This is a genomic window from Tunturibacter gelidoferens (assembly GCF_040358255.1).
GTDB lineage: Bacteria > Acidobacteriota > Terriglobia > Terriglobales > Acidobacteriaceae > Edaphobacter > Edaphobacter gelidiferens.
Window position 1 is genome coordinate 5,075,145 of sequence record NZ_CP132938.1, and the last position, 16,548, is coordinate 5,091,692.

The following is a 16,548-nucleotide window of genomic DNA, read 5'->3' on the forward strand; positions in this document are numbered from 1 at the left end:
GCCATTGCACGCAATGTCTTACTCATGTGGTCGACAGTCTTCTTCTTCGTTCATCGACGCTTGCTCCATTGCTCGGATCAGCCTGAATCTAGTTTTTCGCGTCGTTCTTCTGAATTTTTTCGTCGGTGGGTTCAAAGGCTTGCGAGAAATGTCATTAGCACCTTATCCTCTCGCCATCGCTCCTTCCCGGGCATTGGGCTGAGCTTATTCAATTCTCGACGAAACCGCTCTGGCGTCATGAGCAGGTATTTCTGAGTGGAAGCGAGTCCAGCATGTCCCATATAAACTGCCAGGGCCGGCAGCATTCGGTTTAGGTCCGCGCCGTTCCGAATCCACGACGTGATCCGATGAACGGCAAACGTTGGCCTGAGGTCTTGCATAGTGGGTTGGCTCTTGGATCCGTCATGGCGAGTAATGCAGGCAATCTTCCGAAGTTTGCGAAAATTGATAATGAGAGAAGTAGTAATAAGAGCATAGCCATCATTCTTGACAAACAGCCGGTCGCAGTGAATCTGAAGTGAAGACCTCCAGGCCACGTACCCTCGTATAGCATTTTGCAGATCACTGCAGATCGGAATTCGGCGTGATCGATCCGATCGATTGTTATGTATAGTGAGCATGCCCGTTTTCAGATCCATGTCGGTCAATCCGAGGCCAAGCGCCTCTCCGACGGTAGCGCCTGTTCCGTAGAGAAGCAATATTAATGTTCGGAATGTTTGCGGAGAAATCAAGCAGCTATAACGCTTTTGACTTTTGAATGTTGCCTTCAAGAGAGAGTGGATGTGCTCCCGACTGTAAATGTGAGGAACAAATGTCTGACGAACCTTCGGCCTCGGATTTGGCATGAGCAATGTCGGCATAGCTTCACGGACAGCCCAATATTCAAAGAAATACATTAGCAAGCGATATTTTCTGCGCCAGCTGAACGTCACGGATGGCTGGCTGTTTAGGAACGTCAGCACATCTTGAGTCATCACTTCGCTGAGTTGTACATCGCCAAGAAGGACTAGAAATCCTAGAAGAGTTGACTCCTCGGTTTGATATTTGAGACCGGCCGCGCGCTTGAAAAGGACATAGTGTCCAATTCCTTCGGACAGCTTCACTTCAACCCCGCCAAGCTAAATGCAGCCACCTGCCAAAGGGAATACATATCAAGTTTGGCGTAGATACTTACCGATTTGATATCGCCATGACCCAAGAAATCTGCGATCTCGATCAAGGATGACCCCTGGCGCAAGAGTTGGGTGGCGCACGCGTGCCGAAGTGAGTGAGTACCGTAATGTTTCAACGTGATCCCCAGGCTCTTCATTCGGACGCGTACAATTTTGGACAAGACCGTTTGGTTCATGGCTCGATACGGTGGCTTGAGAGTCACAAAAAGATGGCGACTCGAACACAATGGACGGCTGTTCCGCAGGTATCTCAACAGCGCTTCACCAACCTCAAATTGAATCGGAAATTCTTGAATCTTTCCGCCCTTACCCCTCTGGACAGAAAAAGTTTCGTTGATCCAGTCGAAGTTGTCGACCGTGAGGCCCCTAATTTCAATGCCTCTTAACCCGTATATCGAACAGAGAAATAATATCGCGGTAGTTCGCAAATCATTTGATTTTTCGTCCGCTGCGGATCTAAGCAGCCGTCTGACATCCCTCCAACTGGGCCCCTTCGGCAGATCGTCGCTACGCGGGATCCGAGGACTCTTGATACTCCGCGCTATCTTTGCGTCGCTCAGGCCCTTGGTGCCTGTGTATTGAAAGAAAGTACGCAGAGATTGGCAGTGCGCCGCCATTGATCGTGGCTGCAGACCCATACTGCGCTTACCTTCCAGATACTCGTCGACGGTGCTAAGGGAAATCTCCGAGACCTGGTGGTGGCGTTCTCTCGCCCAAACAAGAAACTGCGAGACTTTACTTTGATGATTACGAATCGAATCCAGCGACATCTGTTGCGTGACCTTAATGAAGTGCACAAAATCCGCAAAAACTGTATCAAAAGGGTGAGTCGCAATAGCCGGCAGGACTAACCGGCTGTGAAACCGGAGCCATTTTTCGGCTGTATTCCTAAATGTGTAAGCAGTCGAAGCTCCCACTACTCTGGTTTGATGGGATCGAATATATGAGATCCAGTCCAAAGTCGCGAGTTCAAGTTCGGCCGGGTGCACGTCGCGCAAGGTGGTCATGCCTAGCAAACGATTGATATGTAACAGACGGCTCGCAACAACGCGAACGTACGCTTTGCTTGTGCCCTGGTCGAGTAGGTGTGACAAGTAATGTTCCCGTTCTGTGCGCAAAGGGGCTTCACATTGACGCAATCGTACAAATTCCTTTTCCCGGACAGTTGCTTTCACCTCATGCCCCCCAAGAAACTGCGCTAAATCCAGTTATTGTAAGATAACCATTCGCTATGGTAGCTCTCGACAAAAGGGGGCTTTTTGCTTCTGACGGCCAGAACTCGATGACAACTCGACAAATAAACTGCGCAGAGAACCACAGATCCTGTCTACGCATCGTCTTGGGCCCTGTGAACCCCGATAGAACACATGCTATTTTTCGTAACACTAGCTCGTAGGCGTTTATAAATTGCGCCAGCTAGGCCAAAGTTGAGACTGTCAAACTCAGACTTATCATCCGCCGAAGGATAAAACCCCCTGATGTCTGCAGAAACCGTCCCTTGTGCCCGCGATCTCAATGCATTCCCAGTCTGGTCGGACATGCGCACTCTCTCTTCTCGTCTTCCTTATAAGACGCACAATTGACGCCCTGAATCGACATCTCTCCTGCCGCTGGGCCGGCCTCTTCGACGGAGACGCCGGGTCTTGATCTTCTAAGCCATCTGCGGTTGTCTCGTCGAGCTCAACTCTAGTATCCTCGCCTACTTCAGAGTCCTCTTATAGCATATAGATTTGTCGGACCCTGCTTTTGAACTATCACGACAGCGGCGTTTCCGGACCCTTCTTCAAGCTCCTTTGCACGCTTTCGTTCAGTTGGTTACCGATCCTTAGTTCCGGTATACTTCATGCGTAATCAGCGCGCGTGAATCGACGTAAGGCATTGAGTCCCCAATACAAATCGATCGCGGAACAAGTCCTGAAGGGGTTGTACGAATCCAAAGGCCTCTTCGCCGATAGTCGACTGACCTCTGAACACTTTGTAAAACCATATCAAGTCAGTAATTTTCGGACCGGCATGAATTAGACATGCGGATCCTCCACAAACATAAAAGCTCAGACAAGCATATGATTAGACTCTCAAAGTGGTTATTCCCAGATCGATATAGCGAAACTGCTAAGTGCGTCTCCTGTGGCGCCGTAGTCAGCAAGACACGGATGGTGCAATCGGGGTTCCAATGGTTCTGCAATGAGAGAGAGGCCTATGAATACTGGATCAGCGCACTGCGTTAGACGAGCGGCTGAGATGGAGAAAGTGGCTGGACCCGGATGAAGTGGTCATCCTTTGACTGGTTCTGCGACAAGGGAAGCGCACGAATATTGAAGTATCACGATGCGGTAAGGGAGCGATAGCGCTGAGATGCAGGAGATTGAGATAAGCCGACTTTCTTCAGAAGTGATTGAACCCCAGAAAAGACTTTATCGCCCCGAGCTAGACCTTCTCCGTCTCCTAGCCTTCGCTCTTGTTTTTGTCCATCATGCAACTCCCCCGTCATACATTCGGAGCTTTCCATTTCTCCAATGATTCTCAGATGCCGTTCGGGTGGGTCCGGCCGAGGCCTTTAACAGGTCTTCGCCGCTCCCTTTAACAAATGGTGAGGGTAAGCGTCATTTCGAAGCTAAATAAGCTGGATAAATTGCTTTTGCCAGAGACCTGAAACGAAGGCGCGTATTGGTCCGACATTCAAACAAGCCAAACGTTCGAACAAAGATGTGCGTTGGGACTGTGCTATGTTTTGTAGCTGAAGGTCTTGTACGAAGATCCAAACTTCATCAATCTCGTCTTTTGCCGCAGTCCTGATTTTCGCTTCCATTGACGCAAGATGAAGATGTTTAAAGTATACGAAGTTAGCTCATGCAGTCGCACGGCGACGATAAAAGGCACTCCGTGCGTCTGGAGTTCCTAGGTCGTGTATTCCAAAATCTGATAATCGCAGAGTTTCATCTATACTTTTCTATTGAAACGCTCACCCATCATTTGAAGCACCTTTGTGTATCTGCTGGGGTAAATGGGCGAGTCTATCCGTTAGCTCTCAGAGAGTTTACCTAAATCGCCGCTGTGCCGTTGCGGCTGCATGGAGTCGTTAGCCGATTGGAGAACTTCTGGAATCACAGATTGAAATTTTAAGATCTACAGGGCAATCTGTTCATCTTGCCAAAGATTTGTATACTGCCAGCTCCAAATGGAGAGGAGAACCAAGATTGCTCTGAAGGTCCCATTCAGGACCGCCGAACATATGACCGTGATCAATGAAGCGAACTTCTTGTGTCATGCTGGAACTTCTTCGAAAGATAGCCTGACGGGTGTCTTTGGTGATTTGCCCAGACGTCCAGGAGGTATATCCCCAAAAACGCTTCACGGTTCGTGATCATGCTGACTTTCGAAGGGCTTATGTATTCGATTGGCCGGTCTGCGCCCGATGTTTGGCCTATCGTGGCTTCGGTTTCGCCACGTGACTGAGTTGTACCGTGCCTCTAGGTGCTCCTCGCCCTGATGCCCACAACTGCAACAACACGTCGAATCGGAAACCTCACTTAATTTGTGGAGTCGTCTGCATTTGCCCCGCCGGAGACAAACATCACGTGGTGAGATCCTGATCTGACAAATATCCTCTAATCGCACAGTTGTTCTCTTTTTTTCGGTCAAGTCATTCAACCGTTTCGCTCGTCCTCGGCCAGGCTTTGCCATCGTCATGATTGCTTGAAGTCGGGAGAGCTGGCAGCTCATCCTTGGCCTACTGAAAGTTTCCATCTCCGGAATAAACTGCCGTAATCGTGTGAAGTCCCGCGGCTAAGGATGAAGTTGAAATCGTGGCGGCACCATCTCCATTCACGACACCAGAACCAATGGTGTTCTCTCCATCCATAAATACCACGACTCCTGTTGCACTCTTAGCTAACGTTGCTGTTATGGTGAGCATATTTCCGTAGACCGAGGGGTTTATCGATGACATAAGGCTCATGGCCGCCGCCGCTTTAACGATAGTCTGCACAAAAGGCATAGAGGTCGTAGGACCATAACTGAAATCTCCAACATAGAACGCAGTAATGGAGTGGCTGCCCACTGCGAGCCCTCCCGCGGTGATGGTCGCAGTGGCGCCCGAGATTCTGGAGGTCCCGAGGACTGTTGCGCCGTCTTTGAAGATAACCTCACCTGTGGGAGAAACTCCACCCCCACCTGAGACAGTGGCGCTGAGTGTGATTACAGTTCCGAATGAGGCTGGATTTGGAGCGGAGAACAGCGATACAACGGCCGTACCCTGTATTCCGATCAAGGGAACAGTCAGAGACTGGCTCGGAAAGCGGATATTGTCTCCCGGATAACCCGCATACACCCAATTAGTACCAGACCCGAGGTTTGAAATCCCGCTCACCGAAAAGCTGGCAATCTGTTGGCCAAGTTGCACGTTCAATTCTTGGAGATCAGTATTCGCAAGGTCAGTTATTCCATCGCCATTAAAATCACCTACGACTAAAGACAGTCCATTAGAGTATCCCATCTTATAGTTCAGGCGAGGTAAAAAGCTTGCAGCCCCATCCCCCAGAAGTATTGAAACGGTAGAATCGAATTGATTGCAGACCGCGAGATCAGGAATGCCGTCCCCGTTGAAATCCCCGACTGCAATTGCATCAGGTGCAGTTCCTACTGCGACGGGAACTTGATTCTGAAAAGTACCGTTTCCATTTCCGATCATTATGGAGACTGTATTGCTGTTTCTGTTCGCGATAGCTAAGTCGAGAATGCCATCATTGTTAAGATCAGCCGTCGCCAGAGAATATGGCCCAACACCCGTTGCCCAGGTCGTCCGTGCCTGGAAGGTCCCGTCGTCGTTGCCGATAAGTATCGAAACCGTATCGTCGGATGTATCCGCGACGGCTAGGTCAATAACTCCGTCAGAGTTGAAATCACCCACTGCAACAGATTGAGGGCTACGGCCAGTAGTGAAAACAGAGGCTGCCTGAAACGTCCCATCGCCGTTTCCAAGAAGTATGGAGACGTCAGAGTCAGTTACATTAGCGACCACAAGATCTGCGTTGCCGTCACTATTGAAATCGCCTGTCGCAATGGACACTGGACCGCGACCGACTCCATATATCAGTTGGCTTTGAAAACTGCCATCGCCGTTACCAAGAAATACGGAAATGCAGTTTCCGTTCGTGTCCGCAACAGCTAAGTCTGAGATACCATCCCCGTTGAAATCTCCTACCGCTATCGATTCCGGCGTATGGCCCGTCGGCCACGTGATCTGCTGCCGAAATGTTCCATCGCCATTTCCAAGTAGAACCGAAATATCATTGTCATTTTCATCGGCAACAACAAGGTCGGGTGTGCCATCGCCATTAAAATCACCTGTCGCAACAGCCCCTGGTTGGCGTCCTACACTGTATGGTATCGCATTTGATAGGCCAATCGAAGGGTTAGACAAAGCTCCGGATCCAATTTCAAAGTTATTGGCGGTACTATCAATTAAACTTACAGCACCAGTCAATTGCTCCCTGCCAAATGAACTTACGCTGCCAGTCAGCGTGTAGTTTCCAGGAACTCCGCTCGAACTTAGCGATGCTGTGCTCGAATACACAACACGACTCGTAACGGTCACAATGCTCGCTGTTGATTTGCTTCCCAAATTTTTCTTTGTCGCCATAAAAACGGCAAGAACGTTATTATCACCGACATTAAGTCTGGTTCGCAAAGTTGCGGTTCCACTGCTCGTTAACTGTGCCACGCCATAAGAGCCCTCACCCACAAGGCATGTAGTAATCATCTCACAAAAATAGACACGACCTTGAGTCACGGGCGCGTTGGTTCTTACGGTAGCGACAAGACTAACGAAGGTCCCTTCTGAAATTGGCCCACCAGGCGAAACGGTCAGACCAGTCGTGGTCACTGCCGGAGCGGCGTGAAGTTGCGTGGAGACTGCGAGCACCACCAAAAGCACTCCAAAGTATCGCACTGAAGATTGACGCATAATATTCGTCCTCTGAGGGCCCCGCCTCTTATAATGTTTGCCCAGACCGCTCTCATAAAGTCCCGGCATCGTGTACTGGTTCTTAAATGGTGTGCTCCAATAACCGGTGGTCATGGCTTCTCGATAGCAGATCACTCTTCTTATTCTTCGGCTGATCAACGGAATTGCTTTAGAACGCTGACTTGTGCCGGCTAGTTGACTCTTTTGTCTATGGGATCGTACGCGAAGGATTAAACAACTCCTGAGCTGATCAAAGTCAAGGTCTAAGCGACTCGGTTCAGACATATCCAGTCTCCGGGAAACTTAGACGAACCACATGACTTGGATATTCATTGATCAGCGCCCGTTTGACTTGAATTCATCTGCGAATGAAGATTTGTTTTATGGCAGGCCACTATCTCAGATATCTCTCGTCAGATACTAAAGCTACGAGATGAGGGCGCTATCTCGGCCTGACGTTCCCACTACGTCGACCACTCTGCAGACATCACTAAATACTGCAGACCATTCAACGTTATATTAACGACGGAAGGAGTCTGTCTCCAAAGCGAAGCATTAAACGGCGGATGGTGGATTGTTAAACGCGGCATAAATTCACAAAAATCGTTGCTGTCCATGTCTAATTCTATGTTTTCTATCGACTTCCACTAGTCCGCTCTGCTATGAAGCCCTTTTCTGAGCACCTTGAGAAGGTGACGGACCACTGCACACACTTGGCATCCACCATGTTGGGTATCCGGACGAGGCGTCTTGGACCACTGGTAATTACAACAACACAGAACGCATTTGGTGAATGTTGAAACTATTCCAATCTTCAACTCATGTTCGTGAACACTCGGCCAAAGACACGCCCTCGAAGGGCGTCAATTTTTCTACGCAGCATGCGAACAAAGCGGTCGCAAGTGATTTACAGCTATTAGTACTGTTATGCATTCTTGTTTCGTCACGAACCTCGGACCGCAGACGAGTGAGGGGCCACAGAACTCCCAACTAAGCTCCGACAACTCAAATCTGAATTGACGTGGGATTTACGCCAAAATGAAGCATAACGATAAAGAGCATATAAACGGCCAAAAGATGATTCCGGTGCCGGTAGGCAACCGACGAGAGAAGCTTCTCACTCCACTATATCGGTCTCGACCTGTATCTGATAAGTCACAGCCTGACTATAGGATCCGGACGTAGAATTCACTAACATCGTTTGAGTCGCACTGCTAACTGGGACCGAGATCACGGGGCCACACCCCACAACACACAGAAGCGCGGCACTGCATAAGAGGAATCGTATGTTACCGGACCTCCTTGGTCTTCTCCTGATCAAAACTCCAAGCATGCCAACAATCGGGAGTCCAAGTAATCCTGCCGAGGTTGGCGTAGCTGCTGGGCTAAAGGAAGCTTTGACGATCTGCGCACTTCCGTCTCCAGAAAACGAGACGGAGGAAGGGGATAAACTGCAACTGTAGGAGGACACCTGGCAATTGAGCCGTACTACACCCGAAAATCCCTTCGTAGGGATCACTTTTAGGTTGTCAACAAACACTTTGGGTGCAGCAACGGAGCCGGAAGGATTAGTCTGTTCCAATAGATACGGAAGTAGAGCGGAAATATTGAGAGGAGCACTACAGCTGGCCGAAAAATTGGCTACTCCTGTGTAGCAAGCGACTAGTTGGTGATCGCCTGTGAAAAGGGCTTTTTGAGTGAAAGTTGCTATCCCGTTAGCGACAGTCACATAGCCAACCACAATGGAGTTGTCGGTCAGTGTCACACTTCCATTCGGAACGATCAACCCGTTACTGGATGTTACCTCAATCGTAAGTGGAACTGCGGTTGAGGCGAAGAGTGCTCCTGACGGCTGCTCCAACACTGTCGCAGTGGGCACTGGACGGACGAGTTGCGTCAGAGTCGCTTGAGTTGAAGCACCCACTGATAAGGTTAGAAGTAGGAACAGCGGGGCCAGCCAGCATCTGTTGATTACGACGACATTTTTATACTCGCGCATTTCAATTCCCATTGGCAACACAAGTGGATTTTCGATCTCGAGCGAATTACCGATTCGGATGGCCCAGTTTTGTAGAGAACAGGATGGACCGCTCATCTTAGAAATCTCTCCAAAAGCCGCGACAGGTTACTTGGTGCCGTCTTTATTTGGCAATGTAGGGGCATCCAACCTCGCGTTGGGTGTTTGTTTTGCGAAAGATAGGAAGCCACCCATCAACCAGATTAACAACATATAATTCACAAGAGACACCGCTGCGCTGATAAAGAACATTACAGGCGAGTGGAAGATAAGTGATTTCATGGCATCCTCTATGAATAGTATCGACATTGATCCGGCAGTACCTTACTTTAAACATGCTATTGGGTTGTCTAGGCTCTCTTTGGAGATTACAGCTGCTTCACTAGGCTAGAGGTCCGATAAGGCATAAAGGTCGCTTGAATTTAAGATTAACTAATCCTTTGACTCTCATTCTAGGTGCCGAGAGTTGAAGTCGAAATTATAGGTTGCTCCAACTGTCGCGGATCCAGGTGTGATTCGACCGGTGGCGACGGCTGGCATGTCCCACGATTGATATTGAAAATCGACTTTGAGAGCTGTTCGATGAGTAAGGTAAAGATCTAACCCTATCCCGGGTGAAATAACCAAGGAATCAGAGCGAATATATCTTACATTCCCAAAAATGTAACCGCCATTGAGATATGAAATTCGCCCTCTCCCAACGAGGAAATCGATGTAGGGGCGAAAATTTCCCATTGGATACTGAAGTTTGGGACCCAAAAGAAAGCTCTTCTGACTACTGACAGATCCACGTTGGACCGGATAGCTTCCGCGAAGCTCAACCGACGCATCTAGTTGACGAAGAGTGAGCAGAGTGAGATCGGTGCCTGAAGTGACGTCCAAGTTCTTTCCGCTCTGAAAGTCAGTGGATGTTCGCGTAGCTGCCAGAAAAGCAGAGAGCTGAAGCTTTTGGGTAGCAGTCGGTAAGCTTTGCGCCAACGAGCTGAGTGGTAAAAGGGAGATAGCCGTGATCGTAGCTCTTTTAAGTATGGATCGTGTGTCGCTCATTGGTTCATCTCATTGCCACATAGATTTACTTCTAAGATCTCGTTGAATACAAGATACAAAACGCCAACTATTGTTGATCAAACCTCTTGTTGATTTTTCGATCTGAATCGGGTCGCCAGGTCCGGGATCCCCACACCGTCGATGAGCCAGATTTTCGAACGAAGTCATCCTGTCCTTGTAGGCCGCCGTCTTAATATCTGCCAGATTATCTTGTCGCCCATTCAACGCCGCTGAGTTGGCTTCCAATCCTGGCAACGCGATCGAAAAATCTCCCATCGTCTTCTCCGTCTAGAAACGGTGTAGCTGTGCGATATTTTCGGAAGCCCGTTAAAACTTCACGAGCCGAAATAGTTGCTCTTTGGCGTGGTAGTTGCTTTGTACTCCTTGGTCTCGGCTTCTACGTATCTGTCACACGGGTTGTTAGCACTTGCAGGGCCAACTCTTTTAGTGACGTGATTAGAAAACGCTCATATGCGTAAGAACCACAGTTGCAGCCGTGGCCCAATGATGAAGTTTGGAAAGAATTATGTGTCCCGCCAGACGAAATACATGGAAAGGTGTTGGGGAGATCGCACCCGCTCTGGGCAATGAATCCGAGAGCACGTTCAGCGCCGATTTCAAGTGCGTTATGGGAAGTTCGCCGCGATCGTACATGCGTGCGTTATACAGGAGCGGCTCCACATCGTTAGTCTGATTCAGGACGATTGGCCTGGCAATTGAATAGGCGCCAATTGAGCGTCGCGAAGGACTCCACATTCCCGGGTTGCGGCCGGATGACGAGCATCTATGTAAGTCAGTGTCAACGGGAACGCACGGGATTTCTGGGCGCGCTCGGGAGAGCGTGCAATTCATCTGATCAGTATCCGTCGTCGCACAGCATTGCCTCTCGGCTTATGGTTCCTGCTCTCCGCAGAACCAGACATCTATTTGCTGTCTAAGACCCCGACGAGTCCGCACAGAAGATCGAGTTTGGGTTCTCTGTCAGCCCCGAAACAAACGATGGGAGCCTCGGAGTTGCCTCCATCGCTCAGCCCGTCACCAGCGAGGCCTGGCAGCCTGCGCACGAGTAATCCTGATGTTTTGTGACTGCGGCAGGTTTAGGCTGCAACGGTGCCTCCGAGTTCCCCGACAGGCATCGTCAACTTAACGGCGATGGGTTGCAGCATCAGTGCAGGAAAGCAGAGAGCGGCATACATGGCGAGCTACGGAAGGAGAGCCGCGATGGCGGTCTTGTTCCAAAGGTGAAACGCTTGCTTGAGCAGCCGCCGATGGCGGGCTGCGGAGAGGGAAAGAGACTGTTACGAAACTCTCCGGGACGGACCACAGATTACTAGCTGGCACTGCTTCCGACTTTTCGAGTGACTCAGGGATCAATTAGCGCCTCGGCCTTTTACCGCCGACCAGGGCTGATTGCGGATCGATTTCCCCTATACCATTTACTGTGATATAGGGTTAAGAATGTTTGTATGAGAATCGGTGAGCTTGCGGCCAGGGCGGAAGTTAACATTCAAACTCTGCGCTTCTATGAGCGTGAGGGATTACTCCTCCAGCCCGTGCGGACTGCCTCCGGATACCGAAGCTATGCGGAACGCGATCTTGAGCGGGTCCGCTTCATTCGCCTCTGTCAAGGGCTTGGCTTTACGTTGCGGGAGATCGACAAACTGCTGGTTCTGCACAAGAGCGTCACTGAATATAAGGGGACGCCAAAGAAGAAACCCGCGGCGCTACAAGAGATCGTGATAATGGCCAACGAGCGCCTAGAGTTGATCGACCAGAAAGTCAGAGCCTTGAGTCTAATGCGAGCTGAGTTAACCTCGCTGGTCACAGCCCTCGGCGAGGAGCCTCCCGTGTCGTGCCCCGTCTCCCGCTAGTCCAGCAAAAAATGAAACTCTGAATTAGTGCTTGACCTTATACCGAGGTACAGGCTCCAGACTTGCTCTTAAAGGCGGTTGGCATGCGTTGACGACTGCCAGGAGAGCCAAGTATGCAGGATCGAAAAGCTCCCTCTGATTCGTCAGTTTCGAAGTGGACCATCTTTCTGCTTGTTCTGGCCTTCGTTACTGTGTGGGCGGTGAGAGGGGTTCTAGAGCGCGCCGGAAGGATGCAAACGGCGAACACGTCGGCCTCTGTATTTGCCAGAACGGCGCCGGGCAGCCCCGCGAACGCGGTAATCCGCCTCGATCAGGTCGTTGGTGTTTACTTGAAGGGCACCCTGCTGGAACGGGAGAGCGATACCGCTTACCGCCTCCCAATCGGAAGCGGCTCCCGGTTGTTGCCATCCTCACCCCTGAGACAACCGTCGTGATGGGCAGGCCGCAAGACATGGCGGCAGGCGCGATTGTTCAACTCGCGGGCACGCTGGACGAAGACCGTGTCCTCCGTGCGAAGCAGGTCGTGATCCTTACCGGCTCCGTTCGCCTATTAGAAAGCGCCCGGTGACCTGGCCATGATCAGTTATTTGCAGACGGCATTAAGTGGATGGGGGGCGGTTACGCTTTTCGGGTCCGGGCTCGCGATGCCCTACATGCTCCGCAGCACGCGCGGTACCAAGACTCCATATCTGCGCCGAATGTGGCCTCATTTTTGGCTTGGATATATGGCATTCCTTGTCTCGTTTGTACACGCATGGTTCACGATGCGCAGCGGCAACACGCGCGGCATCAACACTGCCGGCATATGGATTGCAACCGCCGCTCTCCTGATCATGCTGTGGCAGATCGCCGTGGGCCTAATGCTTCGCAACCCAACTCAATCCAATCGCCGGACATTGCGCCGCATGCATTTCTGGACGATGACGCTCGTGGCCGGCCTCATCGTGGTGCATATCGCGCTCAACAGGCCGTAGCCAAAGGAGACGTTTCAATGAAGAAGACCATAGTGACAATGCTTCTGTTTCTTAGCGCTCTTGTCGTTCTGGCAGCTTCCGCACCGGCGAATTTCGCTGGCAACTGGACGTTTGATTCGGTGCAGAGCAAGAACATCGGGATGATGGGTCAAGCAAAAATTCAGACGACTGTGACTCAGTCGAAAACCAGGCTGGCGGTCGACGACAATTCGGTCTTTAGCGGGCAGGCCGACACGCAGCACACGGTCTACGACCTTAACGGAAAACCCGTCACGAACACCTCGATGATGACAGGAGAGGCCACCACTCGTAGCCACTGGGACGGACCTCGGCTGATCACAGAGTGGGAAAGCGCGGGCGCCATCGCCGGAACTACGATAACGCGCATTGAGACGCGATACCTCTCAGCGGATGGCAAGACGATGTATGTGGAGTCCGCGCGGCCACGCAAAGATCCGATGATCATGGCCTTCACGAAGGACAAGTAGACGATGGCTACGATGACCATGACGGCCCCTTCGAAGCAGGAAAGCAAGCCTGGAAAGTTGCGCGGTTGGTGGATTCTACTGATTCTCCTTGTAGGCGTCCTCGCGGCTCTCGCCTGGTGGGCCTTGCACCGTAAGGCAGCAGCTGAGGCTAATTCAAATCAGTACAAATGGATCCTCCCGGAGATTCGCAGCACCACCACGGACGTCAATGCCACCGGCACAGTCAAGCTCAAGACCGGAGCGGTAGTGCGGGTGGGAGCACAGTTGTCCGGCATCGTGCGACGCCTGAATGTAACAGTAGGGTCACACGTAAAACAGGGAGATGTGATCGCTGAGATCGATTCGCGGCCGGTGACGGCCAGGATCGATCAGGCCCGCGCGCAACTCGCACAGGCGGAAGTAGCTCAGGCGAAGGCGCAGACGGACTTTTCGCGAACACAAAAGCTGATAGAAGCCGGGCTTGTGCCGGTGCAACAGTTCGATGACGCGAAAGCCTCGCTAGATGCGTCGAAGGCGTCGGTCGCAGCTGCGCAAAGCGGACTGGCCGCGGCGCAGGTTGACTTGGCTTATGTGGACATCCGTGCGCCTATCGCCGGAACGGTCGCATCCATCTCAACGCAGCAGGGAGAAACCGTTGCCGCCTCCTTCGCGACCCCGACTTTCGTGACCATTATTCAGGAGGCGGCCCTGGAAGTCATCGCAATGGTCGACGAAGCGGACATTGGAAACGTTCGCCGGGGAGAGAAGGTCACTTTCACCACCGAGACCTTTCCGGACCACGAATTCGAAGGGATTGTGACCCGAATCGCTCCGGTGGCCACCATCATTTCGGGGGTCGTTAACTACGAGGTGGCAATTTCTATCGAGCGAGACCTTGCGTTGTTGAAACCGGACATGACGGCGAATGTAAATATTCACACATCGCAGCTTCAGGCAGTGCTGATTCCAACCAAGTGCATTCACAGGGATGGGCCGCTGTCTTTCGTTTATATGCAGCGTACTGGGGCCGTCCCGCTGAAGCGTGTTGTTTCAGTAGGTACGCGCATGGCAAATGAGACCGAGATCGTTCGCGGCCTCGGACCCAATGATCGAGTTCAGTTTGAGACCGGAGTCGCCGCACCATGATCAAAATCGAGAATATTTCCAGGACTTATTCCCGAGATGGGATCCCCATCACTGCTCTCCGCGAGGCAACTTTCAACATCGACGCCGGAGACCTCGTCGTGATTCGAGGGGTCTCGGGTTCAGGCAAGTCGACCCTGTTGAACATCCTCGGCTGCCTGGATTCGCCCAGCACCGGTACTTATCTTCTTGATGGCGCCGATGTCTCGCATAAGAGCGACGCTGAACTCTCGCGCATCCGGTCCCGGAAAATCGGATTCATCTTTCAGTCTTTCAATCTGCTGCCGCACACCACTGCCATTGAGAATGTCGAACTCCCGATGATTTACGCCGATCGGGAGATCAGCCGCTCGTGTGCCGCGGCGACGCTCGCCCGAGTTGGGCTGGCCCATCGCGAGCGCCATTTTGCCACAGAACTCTCAGGAGGCGAACAACAGCGCGTCGCGATCGCACGAGCACTCATCAATGATCCCGCACTCATCCTCGCCGACGAGCCCACGGGCAATCTCGACGAAAGCGCGGGCGCTGATGTGATGGGCATCCTACATGATTTGAATGACGAAGGCCGAACGATTGTGCTGGTAACCCACGACGAAGCGGTAGCGTCCCACGCCCGAAGAGTATTGATGATTAGAGATGGCGTGCTGCGCGAGTCGGAGGCGAAGACATGAATGTACTTCATTTCTCCCGCTCGATCGTGCGGACGCTCGTCCGCAATAAGGTTCGCGCCTTGCTGATGATGGCAGGGGTGACCATCGGAATCGCTTCGCTGACCATCCTCACTTCGATCGGCGAGAGCACGCGTCGTGAAACTATGAAGCTATTCAAGAACATGCTCGGCACTTTTGATACGGTGATTATCCGGCCAGGGTCGAGCAAGAATCGCGGCATGGTTTCTTTGACCAACGTTGAGCCGAGTCTCAAGTTCGATGATGCGACTGCGATTGCGACGCAGATCCCCGAGATCCGTCAGTTGGCGCAGGTCCAGAATGCGCTCGATATTGACGTGAAGTATAGGGACCGCAGCGGAACACCCGCGATCTTCGGGGTTTCATCCAACTGGCTGGAGCTTCGCGGCGACGAGGTTACAGAAGGCAAGTTCTTCTCAGAAGACGATGTGCGGTCGTTGGCACGGGTCGCCATTCTGGGCGCGGATACGCAGAAGCAGCTGTTTCCCGACGAAGATTCGATTGGGAAGACCATTCGAATTGGGGACGTGCCATTTATTGTGCGCGGGGTGATGGTCGCGCGTGGAGCCGGGCCGGCGGGCGGAAGCCTCGACAACCTGATCTTCATCCCGGTGACAACCGCGTCGAAAAGGCTATTTAATCGTGACTTCTTCACGATGCTGATTGTGCAATTGAAGGACCCGGATCAAGGACAGCTAGCGATTGAGCATATTCAGGCGCTGCTTCGCGCGAGGCACCATCTGGCGCCCGGCACGCTGGATGATTTCAATGTGACCAATCCGCGGGCGGTGATGGCTGAAGTCACGACAATGGGGTCGACTATTCGGAAGCTCTTGCTGATCGTCGCTGTCCTGGCCACCGGGATTGGCGGAATTGTGATCATGAGTGTCACCCTGATTGGCGTCTCGGAGCGACGGAAAGAGATTGGGGTGCGCCGCGCAGTCGGAGCCAGCAGAAACGCCATCCTGGTGCAATTCCTGCTCGAAGCGGTTCTTTTGTCCTTCGCAGGCGGCATAGTCGGCATCGTTATCGGCATCGGAGGAACCCAATTCGTGTCGCGGCTTCAACGTCTCCCATTCTTGCTGCAACCGGAAGCGGTGCTCAAGGCAACCCTGCTCTCGATCGGGCTTGGCTTGCTCTTTGGAGTCTACCCAGCCTGGAGAGCGGCGACGACGAACCCAATCGACGCACTCCGCGATTAGC

The 16,548-nt window shown here is 51.9% G+C and carries 12 protein-coding genes; 7 read left to right on the forward strand and 5 right to left on the reverse strand.

Going from position 1 to position 16,548, the window contains the following annotated elements:
• Positions 1–131: 131 nt before the first annotated feature.
• From RBB81_RS21810 to RBB81_RS21830, 5 genes are all read right to left on the reverse strand, one after another.
• Positions 132–1,103: a tyrosine-type recombinase/integrase gene (locus RBB81_RS21810; protein ID WP_353072134.1), complete on the reverse strand. Its 972-nt coding sequence runs from the start codon at positions 1,101–1,103 to the stop codon at positions 132–134.
• On the reverse strand, positions 1,100–2,347 hold the full coding sequence (locus RBB81_RS21815; protein WP_353072135.1) for a site-specific integrase: 1,248 nt from the start codon (positions 2,345–2,347) through the stop codon (positions 1,100–1,102). Before RBB81_RS21815 ends, RBB81_RS21810 begins: the two co-directional genes overlap by 4 nt.
• Positions 2,348–4,902: 2,555 nt before the next feature.
• A complete protein-coding gene (locus RBB81_RS21820; protein ID WP_353072136.1) occupies positions 4,903–7,098 on the reverse strand; it encodes an FG-GAP-like repeat-containing protein in 2,196 nt (731 codons plus the stop codon).
• A 1,156-nt stretch (positions 7,099–8,254) separates the two neighbouring features.
• Positions 8,255–9,232 (reverse strand): Ig-like domain-containing protein, encoded by a 978-nt coding sequence (locus RBB81_RS21825; protein ID WP_353072137.1) that lies wholly within the window; start codon positions 9,230–9,232, stop codon positions 8,255–8,257.
• A gap of 978 nt (positions 9,233–10,210) precedes the next feature.
• Positions 10,211–10,477 (reverse strand): hypothetical protein, encoded by a 267-nt coding sequence (locus RBB81_RS21830; RefSeq protein ID WP_353072138.1) that lies wholly within the window; start codon positions 10,475–10,477, stop codon positions 10,211–10,213.
• A gap of 1,190 nt (positions 10,478–11,667) precedes the next feature.
• Here RBB81_RS21830 and RBB81_RS21835 point away from each other — a divergent pair.
• The 7 genes from RBB81_RS21835 (at position 11,668) to RBB81_RS21865 (ending at position 16,547) form a co-directional block, all read left to right on the forward strand.
• On the forward strand, positions 11,668–12,072 hold the full coding sequence (locus RBB81_RS21835; RefSeq protein WP_353072139.1) for a MerR family transcriptional regulator: 405 nt from the start codon (positions 11,668–11,670) through the stop codon (positions 12,070–12,072).
• Positions 12,073–12,185: 113 nt separating this feature from the next.
• Complete coding sequence (locus RBB81_RS21840) at positions 12,186–12,506, forward strand: hypothetical protein (RefSeq protein WP_353072140.1); 321 nt, start codon at positions 12,186–12,188, stop codon at positions 12,504–12,506.
• 291 nt (positions 12,507–12,797) lie between these two features.
• Complete coding sequence (locus RBB81_RS21845) at positions 12,798–13,046, forward strand: DUF4405 domain-containing protein (RefSeq protein WP_353072141.1); 249 nt, start codon at positions 12,798–12,800, stop codon at positions 13,044–13,046.
• A 17-nt stretch (positions 13,047–13,063) separates the two neighbouring features.
• Positions 13,064–13,534 carry a hypothetical protein gene (locus RBB81_RS21850; protein WP_353072142.1) on the forward strand — a complete coding sequence of 157 codons (471 nt, stop codon included), beginning with the start codon at positions 13,064–13,066 and terminating at the stop codon, positions 13,532–13,534.
• 3 nt (positions 13,535–13,537) lie between these two features.
• Positions 13,538–14,659, forward strand: a complete 1,122-nt coding sequence (locus RBB81_RS21855) for an efflux RND transporter periplasmic adaptor subunit (protein WP_353072143.1) — start codon at positions 13,538–13,540, stop codon at positions 14,657–14,659.
• Positions 14,656–15,327, forward strand: coding sequence for an ABC transporter ATP-binding protein (locus RBB81_RS21860; RefSeq protein ID WP_353072144.1), 672 nt, complete (start codon positions 14,656–14,658; stop codon positions 15,325–15,327). The genes RBB81_RS21855 and RBB81_RS21860 overlap by 4 nt, the downstream gene beginning before the upstream one ends.
• Positions 15,324–16,547, forward strand: a complete 1,224-nt coding sequence (locus RBB81_RS21865; RefSeq protein WP_353072145.1) for an ABC transporter permease — start codon at positions 15,324–15,326, stop codon at positions 16,545–16,547. The genes RBB81_RS21860 and RBB81_RS21865 overlap by 4 nt, the downstream gene beginning before the upstream one ends.
• Position 16,548: the final 1 nt, after the last annotated feature.